General features: G+C 41.0%; 16 protein-coding genes. 6 read left to right on the forward strand and 10 right to left on the reverse strand.

The genetic code is table 11. From position 1 onward, the window contains the following. The first annotated feature begins 23 nt into the window (after window positions 1-23). From PQ477_RS05665 to PQ477_RS05680, 4 genes are all read left to right on the forward strand, one after another. Window positions 24-956: a carbohydrate ABC transporter permease gene (locus tag PQ477_RS05665; RefSeq protein ID WP_081762037.1), complete on the forward strand. Its 933-nt coding sequence runs from the start codon at window positions 24-26 to the stop codon at window positions 954-956. Window positions 957-978: 22 nt separating this feature from the next. After that, complete coding sequence (locus PQ477_RS05670) at window positions 979-1,815, forward strand: carbohydrate ABC transporter permease (RefSeq protein WP_274273150.1); 837 nt, start codon at window positions 979-981, stop codon at window positions 1,813-1,815. Between the two features lie 16 nt (window positions 1,816-1,831). Continuing rightward, a complete protein-coding gene (locus PQ477_RS05675) occupies window positions 1,832-4,924 on the forward strand; it encodes an alpha-amylase family protein (RefSeq protein ID WP_274273151.1) in 3,093 nt (1,030 codons plus the stop codon). Window positions 4,925-5,146: 222 nt separating this feature from the next. Then, window positions 5,147-5,608, forward strand: a complete 462-nt coding sequence (locus tag PQ477_RS05680; RefSeq protein WP_060704539.1) for a hypothetical protein — start codon at window positions 5,147-5,149, stop codon at window positions 5,606-5,608. A 16-nt stretch (window positions 5,609-5,624) separates the two neighbouring features. On the opposite strand, the gene PQ477_RS05685 is transcribed toward PQ477_RS05680, so the two are convergent. The 4 genes from PQ477_RS05685 to PQ477_RS05700 form a co-directional block, all read right to left on the reverse strand. Further along, complete coding sequence (locus PQ477_RS05685) at window positions 5,625-8,486, reverse strand: N-acetylglucosaminidase (protein WP_274273152.1); 2,862 nt, start codon at window positions 8,484-8,486, stop codon at window positions 5,625-5,627. Window positions 8,487-8,554: 68 nt separating this feature from the next. Further along, on the reverse strand, window positions 8,555-10,984 hold the full coding sequence (locus tag PQ477_RS05690) for an N-acetylmuramoyl-L-alanine amidase (protein WP_274273153.1): 2,430 nt from the start codon (window positions 10,982-10,984) through the stop codon (window positions 8,555-8,557). 230 nt (window positions 10,985-11,214) lie between these two features. Next, window positions 11,215-12,693 (reverse strand): tetratricopeptide repeat protein, encoded by a 1,479-nt coding sequence (locus tag PQ477_RS05695; RefSeq protein WP_274273154.1) that lies wholly within the window; start codon window positions 12,691-12,693, stop codon window positions 11,215-11,217. 21 nt (window positions 12,694-12,714) lie between these two features. Next, a complete protein-coding gene (locus PQ477_RS05700) occupies window positions 12,715-15,903 on the reverse strand; it encodes a CDP-glycerol glycerophosphotransferase family protein (protein ID WP_274273155.1) in 3,189 nt (1,062 codons plus the stop codon). A gap of 209 nt (window positions 15,904-16,112) precedes the next feature. Here PQ477_RS05700 and PQ477_RS05705 point away from each other — a divergent pair, with 209 nt between their 5' ends. Both PQ477_RS05705 and PQ477_RS05710 read left to right on the forward strand, forming a co-directional pair. After that, window positions 16,113-16,562, forward strand: coding sequence for a DinB family protein (locus PQ477_RS05705; RefSeq protein WP_274273156.1), 450 nt, complete (start codon window positions 16,113-16,115; stop codon window positions 16,560-16,562). A gap of 122 nt (window positions 16,563-16,684) precedes the next feature. Continuing rightward, window positions 16,685-17,047, forward strand: coding sequence for an NUDIX domain-containing protein (locus PQ477_RS05710; RefSeq protein ID WP_349775499.1), 363 nt, complete (start codon window positions 16,685-16,687; stop codon window positions 17,045-17,047). A 136-nt stretch (window positions 17,048-17,183) separates the two neighbouring features. Here the strand turns inward: PQ477_RS05710 and PQ477_RS05715 are convergent, their stop codons facing one another. The 6 genes from PQ477_RS05715 to PQ477_RS05740 all read right to left on the reverse strand — a co-directional run bounded on the left by PQ477_RS05715 (window position 17,184) and on the right by PQ477_RS05740 (window position 24,994). Continuing rightward, window positions 17,184-19,388, reverse strand: a complete 2,205-nt coding sequence (locus tag PQ477_RS05715; RefSeq protein WP_274273157.1) for a sensor histidine kinase — start codon at window positions 19,386-19,388, stop codon at window positions 17,184-17,186. Then, a complete protein-coding gene (locus PQ477_RS05720; protein ID WP_144560175.1) occupies window positions 19,366-20,055 on the reverse strand; it encodes a response regulator transcription factor in 690 nt (229 codons plus the stop codon). Before PQ477_RS05720 ends, PQ477_RS05715 begins: the two co-directional genes overlap by 23 nt. Before the next feature lie 204 nt (window positions 20,056-20,259). Next, window positions 20,260-21,768, reverse strand: coding sequence for a tripartite tricarboxylate transporter permease (locus PQ477_RS05725; protein WP_144560176.1), 1,509 nt, complete (start codon window positions 21,766-21,768; stop codon window positions 20,260-20,262). A gap of 12 nt (window positions 21,769-21,780) precedes the next feature. Continuing rightward, a complete protein-coding gene (locus tag PQ477_RS05730; RefSeq protein WP_035393687.1) occupies window positions 21,781-22,239 on the reverse strand; it encodes a tripartite tricarboxylate transporter TctB family protein in 459 nt (152 codons plus the stop codon). An 11-nt stretch (window positions 22,240-22,250) separates the two neighbouring features. Further along, on the reverse strand, window positions 22,251-23,249 hold the full coding sequence (locus tag PQ477_RS05735; RefSeq protein WP_144560177.1) for a tripartite tricarboxylate transporter substrate binding protein: 999 nt from the start codon (window positions 23,247-23,249) through the stop codon (window positions 22,251-22,253). Between the two features lie 104 nt (window positions 23,250-23,353). After that, the gene (locus PQ477_RS05740) at window positions 23,354-24,994 is read right to left on the reverse strand and encodes an AMP-binding protein (protein WP_274273158.1); all 1,641 of its coding nucleotides are present in this window, start codon (window positions 24,992-24,994) and stop codon (window positions 23,354-23,356) included. Window positions 24,995-25,073 lie beyond the last annotated feature (79 nt).

The raw sequence follows: 25,073 nt of genomic DNA on the forward strand, positions 1-25,073 counted from the left end.
ATTCATCAGAAGGGATGGACTCTATGAATACAGAAGTGCGCCAGCAACACCCACATACACCACAGAAAAAACAGAAGAAATATAATCAACGAACGAGAGATCGAATTTCCGGCTACCTTTACATTTCTCCTTTTTTCCTCTTATTTGGTGTTTTCGGGATGTTCCCACTTATTTTCACAGCCTATTTGTCTTTTCACCGTTGGAACATTCTCGGTGAAAGAGAGTTTATTGGTTTGTCAAATTACATCGGTCTGTTCACAAACGATCCACTGTTTTGGAAAGCAGTCGGAAATACGTTTAGCATATGGGCGCTGTCCACCATTCCGCAGCTCTTTGTCGCCTTAGTGCTTGCGTTTATTTTGAACCAAGCGTTTTTAAAAGGAAAAAGCTTCTTTCGCTTAAGTATTTTTATGCCAAACGTAACGTCGATTGTCGCCGTGGCCATCGTCTTCTCTGCTATCTTTGGTACCCAATACGGGATTATCAATTATGCCCTTAGCTTAGTTGGCCTTGACCCTATTAACTGGAAGGGTTCTTACTTTGGCACACATGTGGCGATCTCTTCCATGGTGATGTGGCGCTGGGTCGGCTATAACACCATCATTTATTTAGCTGGTCTTCAAAGCATTTCGAAAGACTTGTACGAGGCCGCTACGATTGATGGAGCCAATAAAATTCAACAGTTCTTTTATATTACGATTCCAATGATTCGACCCATTATTATTTTCACTGTACTCCTTTCCTCCATTGGAGGCATGCAAGTCTTTACTGAGCCGTTGCTCTTTGGAGTTGGTTCTGATTCACAAGGCTTAACGATGACTCTTTATCTTTACCAGGAAGCATTTGAACGATTCTCCTTTGGCTATGCTGCCGCCATTGCATGGGTTCTGTTTTTAATTATTATGATTGTCTCACTCATCAATCTCATCGTTACACGTCGTATCAAATCAACTTAAAAAAGAAGGGAGACAGCTTGAAATGAAAGAAGTTGGTCAAAAGAAACTACCCAAGATCTTCTTGTATCTTTTCTTAATTGTGAGTTCACTCGTATCTTTATTTCCGTTCTACTGGATGTTCGTCATTGGGTCCAACTCCACGACGTCCGTCAATCAATTTCCACCTGCCATGATTCCAGGAACACAGTTTTTTGAAAACGCCAGAAACGTATTTGAGCGAATCGATTTCTTTGGCTCGATGTTAAATTCCTTTATTATCTCTGGAACCGTCACGTTGTCTGTGTTGTTTTTTTGTTCCTTGGCTGGGTTCGCATTTGCAAAATTGAATTTTGAAGGCAAAAATATGCTGTTCGTTTTTTTACTTGCCACCATGATGATTCCACCACAGCTTGGGCTTATTCCTTCTTTTATGATCATTAGTCAATTAGGCTGGATTGATACCCTTCAAGCGGTCATTGTTCCTGCTATGGTTAGTGCATTCGGTGTGTTTTGGATGCGTCAATATATCTCTTCCGCCATTCCTGATGAGCTTTTGGAAGCAGCACGGATGGATGGGTGTAGTACGTTTCGCACGTATTGGAATATTGTTCTCCCAACAGTCAAACCTGGTCTTGCTACACTCGGAATTGTCACGTTTATGAATACATGGAACGATTTTTTATGGCCCCTTGTCGTATTAAAGGACCAGAGTGTTCACACCATCCAGATTGCCTTACGGACATTAAACGATGTGTTTTATACCGATTATTCGATGATTCTGGCAGGGACGTTTATGGCCACTGTTCCTATCTTAATTGTCTTTCTCTTATTTAGCCGCTACTTCATCGCTGGCTTAACAGAAGGCGCTGTTAAAAACTAATACAAAGGAGCACGTTATGTCTTATTTATTTTTTTACGATTCCACATTTCCATTTGATGGGGTGCGTCCATCATCTACTCAATTAGCCGCACTTACTGATGTTGTTGATACAAGCGAGATGGACGAAGCACTAAATAGCGGTCGGTATGATACATTTATTAATTTACATGGTTCCTATTTTCCTAAAGATACATGGCCGTCTCTGCTGCGTTTTCTTGAAACAGGCGGCGGGCTTGTACATATTGGCGATATTCCATTCCGATATCCTGTCTACAAAGACAATCATGAATGGAACATTGAAGTGGAACAAACCGCTTATCATCAGCAACTTCAAATACATGAAGCGTTGGCGGTTCAGACGGATCAAGTGCAAATGCTCGTACCATCAAGCGACCGCCCGCTCTTACAGCCATTTGTTAAGACCATTAGCATTCAACCGACCTATGGGTTTGTGCTTCACGTGACGAAACAGGATGATCATCCATCAGAGAACGGATCAAGCGGACCGATGGATGCGCACATTTACCCTCTTCTTGTAGGAAAGTCAGCTGATAACCGGAACATTTCAGCCCCTGTCGTCTTAATTGAAAATACGAAAGGCTCCTTTGCAGGCGGACGGTGGATTTTCTTTAATCAACGAATCGATTCATTGTTTTGGGAACAAGGGATTGATTTACTAAACAAACTTGCTTGGTATACTGCTGAAGGGGTTACGGAGATATGGATTAAACCGGGTTATGCCAGTTATTATCCGCAAGAAGTGCCGACTCTTACGATTCAATTACAAAGTCTTTCTTTGCATCATCGTCCTGATCAAGAGAAAGAGTGGACGCTTCACTTACGTGTGAATAAGGATCAGGATTGTTTGTACGAAGACGTCATCCATGTTACACAATCCCTGCATTTGTCTTTACTTAAAAGAACACTCCCTTTTCAAGTTCAAGAAGGATTTTACACTGTCGACATGCAAGCGACATCCACCGCAGGAGAAAAGATTGAACTCAATCAAGGTTTTTGGGGGTTTTCAGAAACATTGCTTGCATCTGGTACGCCGTTAAAAGCCAATCGGGATTATTTTGAGAAAGACGGAAAACCGTTTCCAATTGTTGGGATGACCTATATGACGTCAGATGTAGCACGCAAATTTCTATTCCTACCCAATGCTCACGTCTGGGATCGGGATATGGAACAGATGAAGAACGCCGGTATTAATCATATTCGTTCAGGAATTTGGACAGCATGGCGCCAAATTATGTTTGTAGACGGACACCCGTCTGAAGAAGTGCTGCGTGCCATCGATGCCTTTGTACTAACTGCGAAAAAGCATGAGCTTGATCTGTGCTTCACCTTTTTTGCCTTCACCCCTGAGACGTGGGAAGGAAGCAATCCATACTTAGATCCACGAAGCCTTGAAGCGCAGAAACGATTTATCGCAGCGATAGCGTCGCGCTATACAGAAGCGACTCATCTACACTGGGATTTAATTAACGAGCCTTCTATGTTTGATCCAAAGCGTATCTTTTCCGGACCACGTTCGGCACGCGACCCTTATGAGATAAAGGCTTTCCAAGATTGGACCCGGGAAAAATACGGAACGATCCGTCGTGTACAGGAAGCATGGAATTATTCATCAGCAGAACTGCCTGATTTCCATTACATCGCAACACCGGAACAGGCAGAGATGAATATGGATGTTCAAGATATGCGTAACCCGAGTAAAAACCTTATTTGGCTCGACTATACGTTATTTACGATGGATATGCATAACCGATGGGTATCCGATTTATCAACCGCATTGCAAGCAATGAACCCAAATCGATTAATAACAGTTGGTCAAGATGAGGCATTATGTTCACAACGACCTACTCCATTCTTCTATGCCTCAACCGTTGACTATACAACGAATCACACTTGGTGGCAGCAAGATCATCTAGTATGGGATGGTATCTTTACGAAAACAAATGGAAAACCAAATCTTATCCAAGAAACAGGCATTATGTATCTAGAGCAACCCGACGGATTAGCGAAGCGGACTGAAGAAGAATTACGCACTATTTTAGAGCGCAAGTATGCCTATGCTTTCTCTACTGGTGGAGCAGGAGCCGTACAGTGGCTGTGGAATACCAACTTCTACATGGACAACGTGAATGAGTCCAATATCGGAGCGCTACGTGCTGACGGAACGGAAAAACCAGAAGCAGACGTATCCTATGACTTTGGCGCTTTTATGGAGGTGTCTAAATCGCTCTTTGTCAATCGAACTCTTGAAGAAGTCGCAGTGGTTTACCCGTATTCAAACGATTTTTCTACACGAAAACTCGCCTTTGCCGCAACGACTAAGGCTGTACGAACGCTATCCTATGGATTAAATACCCACGTAAGAGGCTTGAGTGAATATCATTTACATGACTTGCTGGAACATCCACCTAAACTCGTTGTCGTGCCAAGCGCCCATAATTTTAGTGATGCAGCATTTGAACAGCTCATCACCTACACGCAACAAGGAGGTACACTCCTCTTCTCTGGACCGTTACGACTGAATGCAAGCTGGAAACATTCGGAGCGACTAAAAAAGGAGATCGGGAAAACGACACGGCAAAACGTTTTACGTGAAGAAGTGCTAACGATAAATGGCACGTCTTACGCAGTTAGCTTTGGCGCAAGACGCATTGCAGAGCTTGTAAAAGAAAAGGTTAATGGTTTGAACAAAAACGAAGTGACATCGCTCCCTCTTGGACAAGGAACCTTTATTTGGAGTCCCTTACCAGTTGAGTTAAACGATCGGTCGGAAGTGCTTGAAACGCTTTATCGCTATGCGCTTCAACAAGCCGATGTGACGAATGAACTTATTTGGCATAAAGGCGGAGATAACCCAGGCGTCTACGGTCGCAGACTTTCATATAAAGAAGGAGACCTGTTCATTTTCGTCTCTGAATTTGCTGAAGATGTAGAGATTGAAGTAACGAACCCTCATACAGGTAGAACCTATGCTTTTATCCTCGAACAAGAACGGTCTGTTCTTTACCATACTGATTTAACCGGTACTGTCGTGAACAGCTATCGAAACGTTACCATTAACCAACGAAAAACAACCGTCCATTCATCGTGATAAAAACTACTATTAAATAAGCGTTGGAGCACGAGACCATATCAGATGGTCTCGTTTTTTGGATGAATATAGAAGAGATTATCCACTAATTCTTAAGTTTTTCTAAACTCTTCGTCCGTCATATTGACGTCAATTTGCTCCATTGCTTATGATGAATCTATAGACTCTGCTCTTTATCAATCGTCCTTTTTAAAGAGCCTTGTGGTAATAGGAGCGTTGATTATGAAAAAGAAACGATTGTTTATTCCGTTAGCCATTCTCCTAGCACTCGGTTGCTGGGTACTCATTTCCATTACCTTACCGCCTAAATGGGTCGGCATGTCTGAAACGGAATTGTGGGTGGCAGACTTCAATCACGAATCTCTCGCACAAAAAGCGAATTGGGTAGGCCAGGTTTATTGGCATGGACATTTGAACGTATCTCTTATTGGCGTTGAATTATACCGTCACGGGAAGCTCTTATCGGAGACACGTAAGAAGAATACATACCTTGGGCATAATGATGCCATTGACTATAAGCATACAACCGATGCAGTATTTGATCGTGACGACCAGCTTGAATTAATTATAAAGTGGGAAGCAAATAATCACGTGTACGAAGAGTCAATCCCTCTTCAATCACGAAAACGCTTCTTTGCTCTTCCATCATTCTTGAACCCAAAAACCTCCGCTTACAGTATGTAAGCGAAGGTTTTTTCTACTATCCATCAAATCTCGGAATCTCCAATACGAGATTATAAGATCCAATTTCTTGATAAAGAGTATACATGTTATTCACTTGTTTAAACGCCCAGCCAATATCCGTCGCATATTGATGAGTAGGTCGACCATTCTCAATTAGCCCATCAATGTTCCAACGCATTTTATACAGCGTATTTTGTCCTGATTTTACATAGTTATTACCAATGAAACTTGCTCCACCAACAATCGCTTTATATGGAGAATCCCAACCTTCATTGTAAGCACGCTCTAGTCCACACTCGTTTGGACATGCATCAACAGCACCAATTCCAAACATATTGTAGACAATTGTACCATTGTACTCATTTCCTGATGCGAGAAACGATGTGCCATGACCTGTTTCAAGTAGTGCATGAGAAAGCAAATAAATTTCATTCACACCGTGCATTTGTCCAGCATCAATAAATGCTTGACCTTGACCGCTTAGCGTTCCCTTTCCTTGCAAATACCGATTTAGCACCTCTGCGGTTACACCACTTGATTGTGTTAAATCAAGAAACTGAAATTTTTGCCTCTCGTCATTTATGAAGTTATTGGGATTCATGTAGTACGCGATATCCTCTACGGATGCTCGAACCCAGTGAAGTTGGTACCATCCATTTTGCGGATTGCCACGAACCGTTACTCTTGTATCTCGCGTTAAACGGTCAACGACTGCATAAGCAGTACTTGGTCCACTACGTACATTTAACACGTCTGTATTTACATAGTAGTAATTCCCAGCACTATTATAAGAAATATACTCTGCCGAAACAAATTGACGATACGTGTCCGTTACAGCGTAAACCCCATGCTGACGCTGAGCGGCTTCTTCTAGGGAGATGTTATAGGACTTATATGTGTGCTCGTTAACATGGGCCGCCTTTATCCAAACTTGCTGGCCATTCAACATACCGCGATACCAGACCTCATTTCCAACTTGTTCAGTTAAGTGAACGTCAAAGCGTGCGTTTTTATGACTACTGAGATCAAACAGCTTGTTTGCACTACCGCCCCAGGCTGTGTTAAATGCAGCACCTTCCCCACTAACGTAACGCACTTTACTTGTTCGGTCAATTTGTACATGTGGTGCTGAAACGATCTCAGATTCGCGTACCCAACCAATAAGACCATTAACCGCACTTGCCTGCGTACTTAGAAGATAATACAATTCGCCGTTTACTGTTGCTTGTTGTTTTATAAAGAATGCACGGTTAAGATACGATCGGTTGTCAACCGTCCCACTCTGCCTAAGATCAGTAAAGATAGTTGTATTCATTGAGAGCATTCCTTTTCGACTTACCGACGAAAGCTCAGTTCCTGCTGGATTCAAATGGTTACTATGAATCCACATACGTTCACCATTTACATCCCCACGATACCAAATGTTATTCCCTATTGATTCCGTTAAATGGACTTGGAATGTTGCTCCTGCTAGATCACTAAGTTGAGATTTTACAAGATTTTGTTTTCCTCCCCAAGCCGTATTATAAGATACTCCTCGACCACTAAGGGTAAATGTTTTTGAATCACGATCTACAGTGCGATGCTCATGGGATGTGACTTCACTCGCTCGCGCCCAACCAATAACACCATTCACAGCGGAAGCCTGGGTACTTAAATGAAGATACGTTTCACCGTTATAAATTGCTTGTTCCTTTACAAAAAACGAGCGGTCTTGATGCGCCACATTACTAATTGGATTCGCATCACCTAGTTCCTTATAAATAAGAGTATTGCTTCGGATTTGCGCCTTTTTACTTACTGCTTCAATATCTTCCACGATCGGATTGGTATGCAAATGATTGCTGTGAATCCACATACGCTGACCATTCACGTCGCCTCGATACCAAATATTATTTCCAATCGACTCCGTTAAATGAACATCGAATCGTTCGCCTCTTAGTCCACTTAACGTTGTTATAAGCTGCGTCGTACCTCCCCAAGCTGTTGTATATGAAACACCTCTACCAGAAAGATAGAATGTCTTATTTTCACGATCAACGGTTTGGTGCGTATGCGACGTCAGTTCAGACGCTTTTGCCCAACCAACGACACCAGATGTCGCTGAAGCTTGTGTACTAATGAGTAAATAAAGATCCCCATTATACGTGGCTTCTTGTTTAACAAAAAAAGTTCGATTTAAATGAGGCGTTGGATCAATTGTCTCGTTATCGCCAAGATTTCTTACAACCGTTGTGTTGCTACGGACTTGTGCTTTCTTACTCGTTGCATTAGCTAGAGGGTCTACAATTAAGGCAAACGGTTGAATGTTTTCATCCTCTTCCATTGATTTGTCGCTTGGATCTTCTGCTTCAACCTCTTCTGTTCCCTCTTCCGTCGATTCTACAGCCTCTTCTTCGACTGTTTCTTCTTGCTCTTCTTCTACTACTTTTTCACGGTTCTCTTCTTCTTCAAACAGTTCTTCTTCAATTGGAAATTCTTCAACGTCTTCCTCAATCTCAACGTTAGGTGCTGTAACGCCTTCTGTTGGATCAAGATCATCTTCAGGGTTAAAGACTTCACCCTCTTCTAGATCTTCTTCTTTCACTAAAGAAAGTTGTTCATTTATGTAATGATCTAGTTGTCTTAGGGCTTCTTCTTCTGCCACATCATAGTTTTCTAAAATGACTGATACGTATTGCTCTCTAGCTAATTCGTCGTTTTGAATTGCGTTAAACAAACAATCATCCTTAAATAAGTCAGCAAACGTTTCTTCACGATCCTGTAAACATTTCTCAATTGACAGTTGTTTTGTTTCCTCAGCGGCTTGCATTAAATAAGGAAAGAAAAGATTCGTCGTTAATAGTGCGATTAAAAAAACCAAACCAATTTTTTTCATCTTTTTCTCCTCTTCTATTTTGTCCGAAAAAGAGAGCAACAACGTATTACGCTGATGCTCCTTTTTCCTTACCTAAAGTATTCGCCTACCCCAAGCAAAATGCCTCTTGCGGCACGATCGTGATAAACCGTTTGACGAAGCTTTGCAGCATCACCAGCATGGTCCATAAATCCAACCTCTAAGAGAATACTTGGTATTCTTGTTTCCCGCACAACGTGGAAGTTCCCTTCCGCAACGCGACGGTAGTTCGTATTTACTTGACCAACAACTGCATTTTGTACTGCATGAGCGAGACGTTGACTGTTCGCACTCTGATGACGAGTGTGGTAGAACGTTTCTGTTCCATTTGCCCGACCATCAAATGCATTATTGTGAATGCTAATAAAGATGTCTCCACCTGATTCATTTGCTACCTTCGCACGATCCGCTAATGTCACAAACACATCTGTTGAACGCGTCATAATAACTCGGGCTCCAGCTGCTTCAAGTAACGGTTTTGTACGTAAAGCCATGCTTAAGTTTAAGTCTTTTTCAACCATGCCTCCTGCACGTGCTCCACCATCAGTGCCGCCATGTCCAGCATCAAGAACAATCGTTTTGCCATCTAAACTCGTCACATCGTTTCGATGGATAAAGCCATTCTTCCATTCTCCATCAATTCGCACAGTTGCTGTATACCATTCACTGTTTAGGGTCTTAAATTTAAGTGTACTTCCAGTAGAATATGAACGTAGCACAGAAGAATTTCTAGATGTACTTGTATACACATTCACGTTTTGCAATGCTACTCCGTGCTTCGTTTCTTGCGCATTTGTCGGAATTAAATCACCTGCTGGTATAAAGCCTTGAACAGCACGGCCATTCAAAATAACTGTAGCGCTATGCCATGAGCTATTAAATGGACGATATGTTAGTACTTGCCCTGCATTGTAACTTCGTAGAACTTCTGAGTTCCGGGAGGGCTCACCATATACAGCTGTGTTTCGTTGCGCAATTTGTTGTTGCTGCGGACTCCGTTCGTCCATAACGTCTGACTTCGCAATATAACCTGTCTCCCACTTGCCATTAATCATGACTGTAGCTTGGTACCAGTTGCTAGTTAACGTTCGTACCTTAAGAGCATGGTTAAAGGTATAGCTGCGATACGTAGTGGCAGATTTAGAAGGGCTAGTGTACACGTTTGTTGGTTGTTTACCAGCAAAAACATTCCGCTCCTCTTGCGCATCTGTCAACAGAACAATATCACTTTTATGAATAAATCCATTTTTCCATTCACCATTTATTCGAACAACAGCAGAATACCAATTTTCGGTATACGGCCTAAACTTCAGCATTTGTCCTTCATCATAGTTTCGTAAAACAGTTGAAGTACGAGACGTTTGACTATATATAGATACTCGGTCTTTTGCATAACCCTCAAGTTGTTCGGGAACTTCATCAACAGGACGCAAATCATCTGCATGTATAAATCCTTGAGTAGCCGTCCCATTCAAAATGACAGTTGCACTGAACCATTCTGAAGTAAAAGGTCTGTATTTTAGAATTTGTCCTTCGTTGTAAGAACGTAAGATTGTGGAATTGCGAGAAACATCACTGTAAACGGCCGTTCTATTTTGCTTCGCAACCCCTTCTAACTGTGCTGCCCTTGCAAACTCAACATCTGTATGAGCAATATACCCAGTTTCCCACACACCATCAATTCTCACTGTAGCTTCAAACCACGAATCATTGTACTCTCTTACTTTTAAGGAATGTCCAAACGAATAACTTCGATAAGTAGAAGCTGATTGGGATGGACTTGTGTATACATAAGTTGGCTGCTTACCTGCAAAGACATGATGTTCTTGCTGTTCAGCTACACGTGCCAGTTCTTCTTCCTTTTTCGTAGATTCAGAGTTTTCGTGTGTAACGTCTTCTTCTTGAACCTCTTCTGGTGAGTCTGAAGCTTCTTCCTCTACTGCTTCTTCCGGTGCTTCTGAGGTTTCTTCCTCTACTGCTTCTTCCGGTGCTTCTGAAGTTTCTTCCTCTACTGCTTCTTCCGGTGCTTCTGAAGTTTCTTCCTCTATTGCTTCTTCTGGTGTCTCTGAGGTTTCTTCCTCTAATAATTGGTCTTTATGTAAATAATACTCTCTTGGTGTAAAAGCATCGTCACTTCGCCAATGTAGAAAATCTTTTACATCTTCCTCGAAGACGATGTAATTGCTATCGATGTAACCAGTCATTTCCTCTTCTAACTCATTTGTATATGTAAGCAAGAAATGATCTTCTTCAAATGCTAAAACTGTCGCCTCTGTTCCCTCTTCAATTGTAGAAAGTGCTACTGCTTGATCACGGCCTTCGTAGACATTTATGACATCCTCTGTATTCCCAAATACATAGACTGTCTCCAGATCACCACTGGTCCCTTGTAAAGGGTTTGCTTGAGCTGTCATTGTCGTCATTTGTAGAATAAGCATCGTAATGAGTAAATAGACAGTAGCTGAATACAGCTTTTTCATTAGTTTTGGCGTTCCTCCTTCACTATTTTTTACATATTCATTACATAAGTACCAATACTTACTACATATTGATACGCAATTCTAACTATAGCATATTTTCATTTGTATAAAAATAGATAATATTGAATGGTCAAGAAAGAACCTAGTAACATAATGACTAGGTTCTCTCTTTAATTCGTCTATTCTCGGGCATATTCTACTTCTTTTGACACAGCAGACATTGGCGAGAATTAAGCTTTTTGTACCAGTACTTTCGACCATCTTTCTTTCCCTCTGTTTTCACATTCGTTAGCTAACGCACACAGGTGCAAACGGTGCACTTCCATAAAACTTAAAGCATGTGAATGCGTAACAAAGTGACGTAAATATGTCGCAAATAATCGATCGCTAATGGAATCTTTCTTTTCACCTAGAGCTTTTAAACGAAATGGATAACGATTACCGTCTACAGACATGGATTGTTTCAATGAATCCCAATCTTGGTTATCTATTATTGAATCAAACAAGATAGTTAAAGCGGAATGGTTTGCGAACATCTTCACTAGTGTTTCGTCATACTTCGGATTAAAAATAAGCGCCTCTCCATTAAGGTTCTTCAAAATGTAGGAAGTAGATTCATTCACTTGTTCAAAACCGATTATAATAACACGAGCATAGTGAGAAGCAATCCGCTCTAATTCATCCACCTCTTCGTTTAGGTTTATTTTCACGGTCAGAATATCGACTGGTTCCTTCTTTAATGAGCTAATTGACGTTTTAACAGCACCTTTATAAACCCCGTTCTTCTCCTCAACGATTACAAGCGTTGATGTCCTATGATTTGTTTTGTACATGAGTATAGTTTCAGATAACCACAGTGGCTTATGAAAAACACGTTCTCCTACTCCATGTGACCAGCTCTCCGCCTCTTTCTTTTGATCAAGCATCATGGCAGCTGTTGCCATCGTTGCTTGACACGCTTTTGTAGCATCCTGTTTGTCACCAATTTCCGTCAAGAGTTGCTCGCCTCTTATCACTACAGCTTCCCAGTCTAGCTTTGTTGCAGCAATAAAAATAAGACGTTCGAGTAACCTTTTATCGCTTTGATAATGTATGAGCCCTTCATGTATGGTTTCTTCCGCTTGATTATACTGTTTTAATTCTGTCAATGCGCTTGCATAACGGTCTAATTCAGGAGGCTTTAACTGTTTATTTAAACGCTCAACTTTCTCATAGTGATAAATTGTCTGCTCCCAATCCCCTTGTTTGAAGGCGACTACTGCTGCTGCTAGGTGCAAGGTAGAATTATCTGGGAAAAGGATCAATCCTTTGTAAACTACTTCTTCTGCATACTTTAGCTTTTTTAAACGAAGCAAACATTCACTCATCCCAATAAAAGTTGATTTCAGATAGGCTTCTTTTTCTGAAGACTGTTGCCATACCGCTTTTGCTTTTTTGAAATCTTTTTTTAACAGATTAACAAGTACTGATTGACTCCTCAAGACCGTTGAGGAGGGGTTTGCGGTAGCACCATCTAACGCCACTCGGAGCGCTCCTTTTATATCCCCTTTTGCGACTTTCTCTTTTTGGTGTTTCAAGAACGTAGCAGCATCTTCATCTAAATAATTGAGGAGACGATCATATGCATGAAGAGCTTCCTTCCATCTCTTTAACTTCTTTAGTTGCTTCGCTTTGTTATACTGTTTTGAAATTCCTATATAGGCTGTCACTCTTATCCACCTCCTTTGCTTTTACGAAAAAAGCTTGTCTACAACACGTATCGTTGCCCGCCCATCCTCATACGGCGCATATGTTTTCCTGAACTGTTCATAAGAATCTTCATATGTCTCTTCTATTGAAGAAAGATTCTTAAGCTCTTGAATTAAATCTGTTGAATTGTAAACAAGTGGTCCAGGAGCTTCGTTCTCAAAATCTATATAAAAGCCTCTCAGATCATTTTTGTATTCCTCTAGGTCATAGGTGAAAAACACCATCGGTTTTCCTGTATTCACATAGTCAAACATTACTGAAGAATAATCAGTTACTAGTCCATCTGATAATAGCATCAACTCTTGGATGTCTGGATAATTTGATACATCAAAAACAGTGTCTTTCAGTTCAGCGGGAATGCTCAAACGTCCGGCAATAACGACATGCATACGTAAGAGTAGAACATACTCTTCTCCCAATTCCTCCTTAAATGATTCCAAATCAATTTTCAATTGAAAGGCAAACTTATTGCTCACTTTGTCATTGTCTCGGAAGGTTGGGGCATAGAGAATAACTTTTTTAGTTGGATCTAAATGTAATTGTTCACGAATGGCTTCTCTTTTATGATCCCTATCAACACGGTAAAATAGATCATTACGAGGGTATCCCACCTCAAGTATACGATTTCCAAAGTAAAAGGCGCTTGTAAACGATCGAGACGCGTAAGGAGATGGAGACAACAAGACACTCCAATTTTTGGCTGCAGCTGTCACTCGATCAACATATGAATCATCTCTTCCGTGAACTTGTTCAATGTCATTCGCCATTTTCTTTAACGGTGTCCCGTGCCACGTTTGAATGTAAGTTGTCCCACTGCGCTTCTTCAAATAGGTTGGGAAGTTCTGATTATTAACCCAGAACTTCGATCGCGCCAAATAATAGAAGTAACGTGGCGATAGACGCTCAATGACAGTCGTCTGCTCATTTTTTATTGGGAATTTATCGTTGTGAACCCAAATGTACTGGTATGGATAATCTCTTCGCAGTAATTCCTCGTATATAGCTCTTGGGCTATCTTCATAACGCTTCCCGACACCACTCTCAAATAGAATAACCTCTTTTTTCACTGGTGTTAACCATTTTAAAACCTTAAACATTGTTTTCATCGTCGGCAAGTATAGAGTTGAAGCTCTAAAATATCGGTACACATCTGCAAGTTGCCTCGATTGTGAAAGTCGATATGACCAATCGTTTCGTTTCTTATGATGACGAATGGCTTCCACTATCCGCGCACTTGCTTGACCATCCCGCTGATCAATAAAAGCGTTCGCTCGGCGTTTGTATAGGTCACTCATTTCCAAATCGTTGTTCACAACCGTTTCTAATTCTCTTAGTAAAGCTTCATGGTTGTAAACAATTTCTCCAGGTAAATCATTCTGCAAATTAAGATGTGAAGGATAGTTACCAAGGAACGCATCTTGGTCAAACTGGTAGTAGATGACAGGTTTATGAAGAATCGCAAAATCAAAAGCAACACTTGAATAATCTGTTATCATGACAGCACTTTCTTTAATGAGTTCCTGTACATCCCTCTCTCCTTGTCGCACAATTGTGACGGGTGCATCTTCAAAATAAGAAATGAAATTTTTCATATTTGGGTGCAAACAAAAAACAACCTCTAGGTTCCAGTCCTCTTTTAGTTGTTTTAAGCGTTGATCATGTAAAAGCGATTGAAAACGCTTAAGGTACTCACTCTCTTGAAAGCGCATGTCATTTACAAGCCATTCACGCCACGTAGGAATGATAAGAATTTGTCTCTTTTTTTCTACATCTTGTTTGAACAGACCTTCAAATCTCGGTATACCAGTAACAACAACATCAGATGAATCATACTTCAAATCATCTATTACAATTTCCGCCTCTTTTTTCGAACTCGTAACGAATAAATCCGTTATAAAATCACCAACATTTTTTTCGTACATATGCTTAATATTTTTAGTTCCTAAAATTCCGTGCTGGAGAAAGATCTTCTTTGTTTTCTCTTTCTTCATAAAACAATGAGAGCGAATCGGATATAACCCTTGCGGATGGTGAGTCCCGCATATATATTTTGCCTCTAGCATCTTCTCAAAATGTTCTTTTGATTTATAAATAAGGATATTTCCAAAAGGTTCTACATTTCTTCGTTCTGGTGAATCGTCATTAATAACATAATACGCCTCTACATCTGGAACGTGTTCTCGAAGGTATTTAAAGAAATAATAACCATTATCTTGTGCTTTATAAGGATATTCTCCAATAATCCATACGTCTTTTTGAACCCTTTTCCTGCTCACTGACCGCTTTTTATATAAATTGATATACGAACGATATGCTTCTTCATCATACTGATTAAATATAAAAGATAGATTTGTACTCTTTGTCGTTAAATAAGGAACGAGCGAAAGACGTTTATCGTCTCCTTTTTTAATCCAAGTTTCACCTTTTGTATAGCGATGTAACGTTAATCTCTCACCACCTAAACGTATCAGTAGAGGATCACCTAGTTCATCCGTAGCTACTTCTAAAAAAAGATCAATTACGTCTTCCCGGTACGGAATAGCCAGTAGACTTTCTCTTAAATCATCTGTCTTGATCGTTTCATTGTATTTAATTATATTATTTTTGAGTGTCCAAGATCGTATATTCATGCGAATCTGTTCATTATTTGTACGCGGGATAAACACAAAGTTCAATTGTTTAATGTTTAACAATTGAATAGCGAGCATACCTTTTAATTGAATATGCTTATCATTCATTGCAAGTTTGGTTAGTTTTCTGTCGGTTATATAATTTCTTATAGGTGCTTTATTATTAATTCGTACCGCTACGTTACCACGCATTGTTATGTATGGGTAAAATACAGCCCCTTGTTTCGTTTCATAAGCACTTAATAGTTGAACTTTATCTTGCTCTGGATGAACCTTTAGACGCTTTCGCGTCGCTTTCTTTCCTTTGATACGCACATAAAAATCCATTTTGCTCACTTCAGTTGTACTAACCTGAAATGTTTCAGCAAGAAGATCTAAATCGACTTTAAAAAAGCGGTCTGAATTCCTTCTAGCCGTGTTTGCAAATGTATGCTGAACCCCATTCATTCGCACCACAAGCTGATTAAAGGAATGTTCTTCTGCTGTATATGAAAACGTAAGAAATCTTCCCTGTTGACCAATTAAAAAACTCACTGCCATACTCTCCATTCCTCTTGATCGCTCATTCCATCACTCTATATTGTATCAAAAATTCCTTGAATTCATGAGATTAATTTGTCACATGCACCTCGTTTTTGTCACTTTTTATTCATATGCAATGACTTATCCCTAATTCCTCCTTCCTTTACCTTCACATTTATTCTTTTTTTCAGAATAATGCATTACAATAGAAAAAAGGAAGCGACAATATGTCATCTATTCGTGATTTAACAAGGATGATTGAAGTGATAAGGCAGTTGAAGGAAGTAAAAGAAAACGCCCTTTTAGAGCCTATCGCAGAGGGAAAATGGTCGATCCGTGAGATTGTTGGTCATCTTTATAATTGGGATGCTCATAACACATCGAATATGGTACCGTTTATGGAAAATGGCGCACAAGTACCCGCTTTTCCTAGCCACGACTCATTTAATGAGGCTGGTTTGAAGGGACTAGAAAACGTTGATGTCTATACACTTATCAACCACTTTATTTCACAACGTGCTCAATTCATTGAAACGTTAGAAGCGGTTGATCCATCAGCTCAATTTACCATTGGTAAAGGGAAGCGTAAGTTTTCAGTGGAAAGCTTTGCGAAGGTATTTGTTCACCATGATCAAGAGCATCGACCACAGCTCCACGAAAAGGCTGACCTCAGATGACTAGCTTAGACGTTTATTGGGGAAATGGTCTCGTTCAATTGACTTGGGTACCAATGACGACTCTCCCTTTTGCTGAGAAGATAACAAGTGCTCACGGATTTTGCTTCTATTAAAATCAGGTAATGCTCGTTTATTTAAAAAAGAGGGGCTGGGATTTGCCTGGAGGGCATGTGGAAAAAGGGGAGACACCTAAAGCCGCTTTCCAGCGAGAATGTTTTGAAGAAGGGTATGTCTCAGGTGATTGCACGTTGCTTGGCTGCATCAAAGTGAACCATGAAAAAAATAGTGCTTGGAATGAAACAAGCCCCTACCCTAAAATCGGCTATCAAGCTTTTTATCGAATGAATGTATCAACGCTCCACCCCTTTTCCGGACATTTCGAAGCAACGAAGCGAACGTTTGTGGATCCGAATCAGTATGGAGGTTGGCACCATGGCTGGCATCGTGTGTATGCGTCGGCGCTCACAGAAGCTCTACGCTTCTGACGCCTGATCATGTCATTCGTTAAAAGAAGGAGTGTAATAGGAAATGGTTTTGCCACTTGAATATGAAATTAGAGCGCATACAATTAGCGCTCTAACGAGAAAATCAAAAGACGGGGTTAAGTAAAGAAAGGATTACCTAAAGCGCAGGCAAGAGAACCGTCGCTTTAAAGAGATCACCGTCTACTTCAAGCTGTACATCCCCTCCATGTAATTGGGCAATCGATTTAGCAATAGCGAGCCCGAGACCTGACCCTTCTGTATGACGTGATGAATCACCACGCTTAAACCGCTCAAATAATTCGTCTACATTATCCCCTAATTCATAGTTTGTAACGTTTTTAAAGCTGATTTTTATTCGATTTTCTTCTTTTCGTGCGTGTATATACACCCGGGTTTCAGGAAGCGCATAACGCAGGATATTTGTCAGCAGATTATCAAACACACGCCAAAGCTTTTGCCCATCCACTTTTGCATACAATGGTTCGCTCTCCTCTTTTACGCGAAAATGGAGAGAAGAGGCTTCAATCGCTTGATTACTTTCCGCTAACGCTTGCTTAAGCAATTGATTTAAATCTACGGTTTCCGTTTTTAACTCTACGTTCCCACTCGCCATTTTTGATGCTTCAAATAAATCCTCTATTAACAGTTTAAGACGCTGTGATTTTCGATCAATAATATCAATATACGAAGCTCGTTCTTCATGGCTAAGGTTATCGTTTTTTAGAAGCTCTGTGTACGTAATGACTGAGGTAAGTGGTGTTCGTAAGTCATGGCTAACATTTGTAATTAATTCTGTTTTCAAGCGCTCACTTTTTAGTTGTTTTTGCTGTGAGTGCTGTAAGCCTTCTTTTAGTTGGTTAAGGGTTTGTGCTAGATCACTAAGAACAGCGCCTCCTTTAATTGGAAGGGGCTCAGCGGCTTCGCCTGCAACGATTTTTTTCGACTCTTTTATCAGGTTGTTAAAATAACCAACTCTTTTTAAAAGAAGGATGAACAGCGGCAATCCGACTAGTAACAAAGCGATAAAATAGAAAAGAAGAAAAATAGCTTCTATAAAAAAGAGTGGAAACCCTACTCCAAATAAAAACACTGTCCCGAGTAATAAGCTCAATTGTATTCCAACCGACCGATGTTCAAACGCCTCTTTTATCATCGTAGTGAAACGGTACATTATTGAACGCTTAGCTAATTCTTTAAGTGACTCCGTCTTCTTCATTGTCAAACATCTATAGACGACGATGAAAAGCAGCCCAATGCACAAAAGAAACATCGCTAGTGAAAAAAGAGTTGAAGCAGTTGAATACTCACTTAAATAGAGCAGATTGTTGGCAAACTGATCCCCAAAAATAAGCAACAAGATACTTAAGATGATGGCGATACCGAGTAAAAGATCTGTCGGGACACGTTCTAACTTTAACCCCTTCGTTGATTCGGCTAACTCGTTACGAATCCTTCTAAACGATCTGCCTGCTGTTGTGACCAAACCGACGCCTAAAAGAGCGAACCCTACTAAGGAAAGCTGTCTTTTTCTATAGTCATCAGCCGCTGATGTTATGGCGCTTGTTCGGTCAGATGGAATGCCAATTGCTCCTTCATAGCTCATGTTTGTTTCTTCATTAGTTGTAGCAGTAGCCTCACTTAAAAACCAGCCTTCAGAATTGTAGAATGGATAGTTACTCTCCATCAACCCATTCATATCCGTATAAGACTGGTACATTTCCATACTATCTTCATTGAACGATTCCTCCCAGCGGCTTTTGACAACGTGATCCATATTCGTGTAGACATCGCCTGTTTCGTGAGAGATAAAATAATAGTGAAAGGTTGATTCTAGTCGATGGAAAATTTGACGTTCTCTTTCAAGATAGACAAACTGATCTTTTAGTTGCTGTTCTTTTTCTGCTTGAATTCTAGCGGTAAGGGCCTCATCATCAAAGATTTCACGGACTGCAACGATGTCTTTATCCCGTTGTTCTCTTAAAACTTGAGCCATCTCACTCCCTTCGTCAAGCTCATTCCACTCTAATTCATCTTGGTAGTGCTGATGAATGGATTGAATGTCTCCGAACTCTGCCCCATACTCATAGCGGTACTCATTCAAATCTTCTTCCGTCACTTTAATTGCTTCTATCTCTTCTTCCAACGTTTGGTCTTTAAATTCAAACTGAACCACTTTGGTCAGAAAATCATCCAATTCATGTTGAAATGTTGGTGTTTTATAATAGTTTTTATACGTATAGGTGTCGCTATAATAAAGAACAACAAACAATGATCCAATTCCTGCGCTGAGAAGAAACAGCCAGCCAATTTGTTTCCATCTACTTTTCCATTTTGTAGCCAATACCCCATACCACCTTTATATACGTTGGATTTTTCGGGTCTAATTCAATTTTCTCGCGAATGCGACGAATATGAACAGCGACCGTATTTTCAGATTGGTAATGTGGTTCATTCCACACTCGTTCATAAATCTCTTCAATCGAAAAGACGCGCCCAGCATAGGTTAGCAATAGTTCTACAATTCGAAATTCAATTGGAGTAAGTTTGATTAGCCGATCATCAACACATACTTGTTTTGCGCTTTTATCTAGTGTGAGGCCTCGTAAATGAAGGGCTTCACTTTTTATGTATTGTTCGAATTTTACATAGCGGCGTAACTGTGACTTTACTCGGGCAACTAGTTCAAGAGGGTTAAACGGTTTGGTAACATAGTCATCTGCTCCAACCTGTAGTCCGATAATTTTGTCTGTATCTTCACTTTTTGCACTTAATAGAATAATAGGGATGTGCTGCTTGTCTCGAATTTTTAGTGTCGTTTTTATTCCGTCAAGTTTAGGCATCATAACGTCTAATACAATTAAATGGATGGTTTTCTCTTCTAGCATTTGAATAGCCTCAAGTCCGTCACCTGCATGAACAACGTCAATGTTTTCATGTCGTAAATAAATGCTAATTGCTTCTCGAATTTCAACTTCATCATCCACTACTAGTACTTGGTAACGATCCATTTGAATCTACACTCCTTTCCCCCTCTTAGTATAGCGTGTCTTTGTTCTTAACGTTAGTATAGCTGGTAAATCTTACTACAAAGTGACGATTTTTCTTAAGAATTTCTTACGAAAGCTGGTCCCTTCCATTATGAGAAGCACGCGAGAGACCAAGTGGAAAAGAAAAAAGCCGTACGAGCATACCGCTCATAAGGCTTTTCTGTCCTACATTCCAATTGATTGATCACTGCTTTTGCGTCGTTTGACTGCATTTCTCCACGTCGGGATCACAAGCGAGAGGACCGTTAACACAATTAATGATAAAGCAAGCGGACTTTGTGCGAAAATCGCTAATGAACCATCAGAAATGGTTAAAGATTGACGTAACATTTGTTCCATCATCCCACCAAGGATAAAGGCTAAAATGAATGGTGCTGCAGGAAAAGCAAAAATGCGCATAAGATAGCCAAGGATGCCAAACAAGACAAGCAAATAAAGATCAAACGTACTAAAGCTAACCGCGTACACGCCGACTAAGCTAAAGATCACGACAAGTGAAATCAGCAAAGGTCGAGGAACAGCTAAAATCTTCACGAAATATGGGATGAGCGGTAGATTTAAGATTAATAGAAAGACGTTACCAATGTACATACTGGCAATGACACCCCAAAAAACGGTTGGGTTTTCTGTAATTAAAAGCGGTCCCGGCTGTAAGCCTAATACGAGAAACGCACCTAGCATGACAGCTGTTGTTCCTGAACCTGGAATCCCTAGGGACAGAAGCGGCACAAACGCACCGCTAGTAGCGGCATTATTGGCCGTTTCAGGTCCAGTCAGTCCTTTAATAGACCCCTTACCAAACTCCTCCGGATTCTTCGCTAGTTTTTTCTCGGAAATATAAGCAATGAATGAAGAAATCGTCGCACCTGCTCCTGGTAAGATACCAAGGAGAAAACCGAGAAACGATTGTCTTGTCATTGGTCCTTTCATTTCATTTAAATCTGATTTACTCAGCTTCAAACTGCCAATATTTTTAAAGCCACTCATGGATTCTCGTCGATTTAAAATAAGGAAACACACTTCAGCGAGCGCAAAAACACCAAGGGCAATAATCAAGAAGTCAATCCCATCCAATAAGTTAACGCTTCCAAAGGTAAAGCGTGTCGTACCTGTTTGTGAATCAATCCCAATGGTTACGACCATGAAACCTAAAACAGCGGAAGTTAGTGCTTTTAACGTTGAGCCTTCGCTTAAACTGGCGATTGCCGTAAGACCGAGCAGCATAAGCGCGAAGTACTCAGGTGGTCCAAAATAAATCGCGACACTTGCAAGCATGGGTGCAAACAACATAAGTAAAATAACACTTACTGTCCCACCGACAAAGGAAGCAATTGCTGATATCGCAAGAGCTTTTCCAGCTTTCCCTTGCTTCGCCATCGGATAGCCATCAAATGCCGCAGCGACTGTCCCCGCTACCCCAGGAGCGTTTAACAAAATGGAAGAAGTCGATCCTCCATACATCGACCCGTAATACACACCTGCCATCATCACAAGCGCTATAGTAGGGTCCATTCCGTACGTGATCGGAATCATAATGGCAATGGCACTAATAGGGCCAAGTCCCGGTATCATTCCGATAATGGTTCCAAGCAACACACCAATAAAAACAAACAAAATGCCTTCCCAACTAAAAGCAGCTGAGAACCCTTGCATTAACCCATCAAATGAACCCATTACACGTCCCCCTTAAAACGGCAGGATTCCAGCCGGTAGGCGGATCGCTAAGCCATAATTAAACAAACTGTAGACACCCACTGAGAAAATGAGTGCGGTTAACATATTCACGATCCATTTTTTGTAGCCGAGGATACGTGAAGAGATAAGAATAAATAAAGCCGTCATGATAACAAATCCAACTACTTCTAAAACGGTAATATAGATAAGGACAAGCCCCATCATTCCAAAAAGCATATACGCCTCTTTTTTTGGGATCGTCCGCTTCTTTTTCTGTTCCTCCGTATCTACGTCTTTTGCAAAGAAGAAACAAATGCCGAGCACCAGTAAACAAGCCCCGAGTAATTTTGGAATTAAGTCCGAATCAACAGGCACAAAAGCATACTCAGGTAGTTGAAAGGCCATGATTAAATACGAAGCCGCAATAAAAATTAATACAAGTGAAATTCCACGGTTTACTGTTAGTTTCATCAGTGATCCTCCTATCCACCAAATCCAAGTTCATCTAATGCTGCTTGCAAGTCAACAGACTGCTCATCTAAAAATTCCGTAAATTCTTCATGCCCCATATACAGTTCATCCCATCCGTATGCTTCTCGAACTTCGGCAAATGAATCCGAAAGAGATGCTTGTTTAAATACATCCTCGTAGTAGGCAAGTTGTTCATCGGTCATGTCGGGCGGACCAAACACACCTCGCCACACAACAAATTCAGCGTCGATCCCTTGCTCGATAGCTGTTGGTAGTGTTGATAGATAGTCACCCTCTAAACGTTCAGGTGCTGTAATGCCTAGTATTTTCATTTTACCTGCTCGCGCTTGTTCAGCAGCCTCTGAGACACCTGTTGACACAATATCAACGCTTCCGTTTAAAACTGACGTCATCGCACCGCCATCTTGATCAGAAACGTAGCGAATTTTTGTAATATCCACACCAGCAGCTTGCGCAAATAGTATAAACTGCATGTGATCCATACTGCCTGGAGAGGATACACCAATCGTTGTCACTTGCGATGGGTCTTCTCGCATATCAGCAAACAGTTCGTCTAACGTATCCCATTTTGCGTCGTCTCGAACGGCAAACGCACCGTAGTCCGCTATTAAATTAGCAATTGGTGTAAAATCTTTGTAGCCATATTGTGACTGCCCAGCTAACTCAACAAAGTGAAGTGGAGGCGATCCAATAAAGATATTGTGCGGGTCATTTCGCTTATGAATGTATGCCCAGGCAACAGCCCCTCCACCTCCTGGCTTATTCACCACACCAAAACTTTGATTCGCGAGATTGTTTTCATCAATCGTCTTTGAAAGCATTCGAGCCGTCGTGTCCCATCCGCCTCCTGCTGCAGCCGGAGCAATGAATTCAATGGAACGATCAGGCTTCCAATTCCCACTTGCATCGACTGATCCATGTTGAACAGGCATGGAGCAAGCACCTAGAAGCACCGTACACGCAAGCGGAAGTAGCCATGATTTCTTCATACGAAACACCCTTTCTAGGATATAATAGGTCTATAATAACGATAATAAAAGTAGAACGATTATTGAATGGGTAGCTGCTTTGTCAAAAACAGCTACCTTTATTTTTAAAGCGTTTTCATTTTGTTGATCGCTTGTTCTTTAAGCTTAAATTTTTGAATCTTTCCTGACGCTGTCATCGGAAATTCCTCGCACACCTCGATATAGCGGGGAATTTTATAATGAGCAATCTTGCCTTTACAATAAGCGATTAATTCTGATTTTTCTATTTCCATTCCTTCTTTTACCCGAATCCAAGCCATCACTTCTTCCCCGTATTTCGCATCTGGAACGCCGATAACTTGCACATCTAGAAGAGCAGGATGAGTGTAAAGAAACTCCTCGACTTCACGGGGATAAATATTCTCTCCTCCACGGATAATCATATCTTTTAGGCGTCCTGTAATCGTGCAATTCCCAGCTTCGTCCATAACTGCTAGATCACCTGTATAGAGCCAACCGTCTTCGTCGATTGTGTTATCCGTTGCTTCTTGATTTTTGTAGTAGCCTTTCATGACATTATAGCCACGACAACAAATCTCTCCTTGTACACCTAGTGGTACCTCTTGTCGAGTCGAAGGATCAACAATTTTCGCCTCGATATGTGGCATGGCTCGACCAACTGTCTGCACACGTACGTCTAGCGAATCACCTGTACGTGTTTGCGTAATACCAGGAGATGTTTCTGTTTGGCCGTAAACAATCGTTAATTCGTTTGCTCCCATATCGTCTGAAACTTTTTTCATCACTTCGATTGGACATGTTGAGCCTGCCATTATCCCTGTTCGTAATGAAGATAAATCGTATGACTTGTAAGCAGGATCATTTAACTCAGCGATGAACATCGTCGGTACTCCGTGAACAGCTGTACAGCGCTCCTTCTCAATCGAGGTAAGGACATCAGCTACATTGAACTCTTGAACGGGCACCATCGTTGCTCCACTTGTGACACAAACCAACGTCCCTAACACACAACCGAAACAGTGAAAGAATGGAACTGGTATACACAAGCGGTCTTTATAGGTGAAATTCATCCCTTCTCCAGCATGCTTTCCTGTATTAATAAGGTTATGGTGCGTAAGCATGACACCTTTCGGAAAACCGGTTGTGCCTGACGTATATTGCATGTTAATGACATCACTAGGATCAAGCTGTTCAAGACGTTCGTCAAGTGCTGCATGCGTCACTTGATCTGCAAAAGCAAGGAAATCTCGCCAATTAAACATACCAGGGTAACGTTCTTCACTTAGCACAATAACATTTTTTAGGTAAGGCAACGTGTTCGATTGAAACTGTCCTGGAGTCGCTGTTTTTAATTCAGGAAGAATCTCATAGATGATATCTAAGTAGGAGACACCTTTAAACGATTCCATTAAAATAAGCGTTTTTGAATCCGACTGCTTGAGGAGATACTCTAGCTCTCTTGCTTGATAATTCGTATTGACCGTAACAAGTACCGCACCCATTTTCCCCGTCGCAAATTGTGTAGTCACCCATTCCGGCGTATTTGACGCCCAAATAGCTACGTGGTCCCCTTGTTTCATTCCGAGACCTATGAACGCTTTCGCAACATGTCTACACGCTTCATTAAACTGGTTATAAGACAGACGTAACCCGCGATCCACATAGACAAGCGCATCATTGTTTGGCACTTCTCTTGCTTTCGTCTCAAGCAACTTTCCGATGGTCGTATTCATCAATTTGCTCATGCGTTCCATTCCACCTCTTTTTTTGAAAGACTAAAAAAGACAGCTTCTAACTGAAAAGTCCGAAAACAAAAGACCTTAC

The organism is Shouchella hunanensis (assembly GCF_028735875.1).
Classification (GTDB): Bacteria; Bacillota; Bacilli; order Bacillales; family Bacillaceae_D; genus Shouchella; species Shouchella hunanensis.

What these genes read in the sequence shown, in the direction of transcription:
- PQ477_RS05665 (WP_081762037.1), top strand. Translation starts at nt 24, where the DNA reads ATGAATACAGAAGTGCGCCAGCAACACCCACATACACCACAGAAAAAA.
- PQ477_RS05670 (WP_274273150.1), top strand. Translation starts at nt 979, where the DNA reads ATGAAAGAAGTTGGTCAAAAGAAACTACCCAAGATCTTCTTGTATCTT.
- PQ477_RS05675 (WP_274273151.1), top strand. Translation starts at nt 1,832, where the DNA reads ATGTCTTATTTATTTTTTTACGATTCCACATTTCCATTTGATGGGGTG.
- PQ477_RS05680 (WP_060704539.1), top strand. Translation starts at nt 5,147, where the DNA reads ATGAAAAAGAAACGATTGTTTATTCCGTTAGCCATTCTCCTAGCACTC.
- PQ477_RS05685 (WP_274273152.1), bottom strand. Translation starts at nt 8,486, where the DNA reads ATGAAAAAAATTGGTTTGGTTTTTTTAATCGCACTATTAACGACGAAT.
- PQ477_RS05690 (WP_274273153.1), bottom strand. Translation starts at nt 10,984, where the DNA reads ATGAAAAAGCTGTATTCAGCTACTGTCTATTTACTCATTACGATGCTT.
- PQ477_RS05700 (WP_274273155.1), bottom strand. Translation starts at nt 15,903, where the DNA reads ATGGCAGTGAGTTTTTTAATTGGTCAACAGGGAAGATTTCTTACGTTT.
- PQ477_RS05705 (WP_274273156.1), top strand. Translation starts at nt 16,113, where the DNA reads ATGTCATCTATTCGTGATTTAACAAGGATGATTGAAGTGATAAGGCAG.
- PQ477_RS05710 (WP_349775499.1), top strand. Translation starts at nt 16,685, where the DNA reads ATGCTCGTTTATTTAAAAAAGAGGGGCTGGGATTTGCCTGGAGGGCAT.
- PQ477_RS05720 (WP_144560175.1), bottom strand. Translation starts at nt 20,055, where the DNA reads ATGGATCGTTACCAAGTACTAGTAGTGGATGATGAAGTTGAAATTCGA.
- PQ477_RS05725 (WP_144560176.1), bottom strand. Translation starts at nt 21,768, where the DNA reads ATGGGTTCATTTGATGGGTTAATGCAAGGGTTCTCAGCTGCTTTTAGT.
- PQ477_RS05730 (WP_035393687.1), bottom strand. Translation starts at nt 22,239, where the DNA reads ATGAAACTAACAGTAAACCGTGGAATTTCACTTGTATTAATTTTTATT.
- PQ477_RS05735 (WP_144560177.1), bottom strand. Translation starts at nt 23,249, where the DNA reads ATGAAGAAATCATGGCTACTTCCGCTTGCGTGTACGGTGCTTCTAGGT.
- PQ477_RS05740 (WP_274273158.1), bottom strand. Translation starts at nt 24,994, where the DNA reads ATGAGCAAATTGATGAATACGACCATCGGAAAGTTGCTTGAGACGAAA.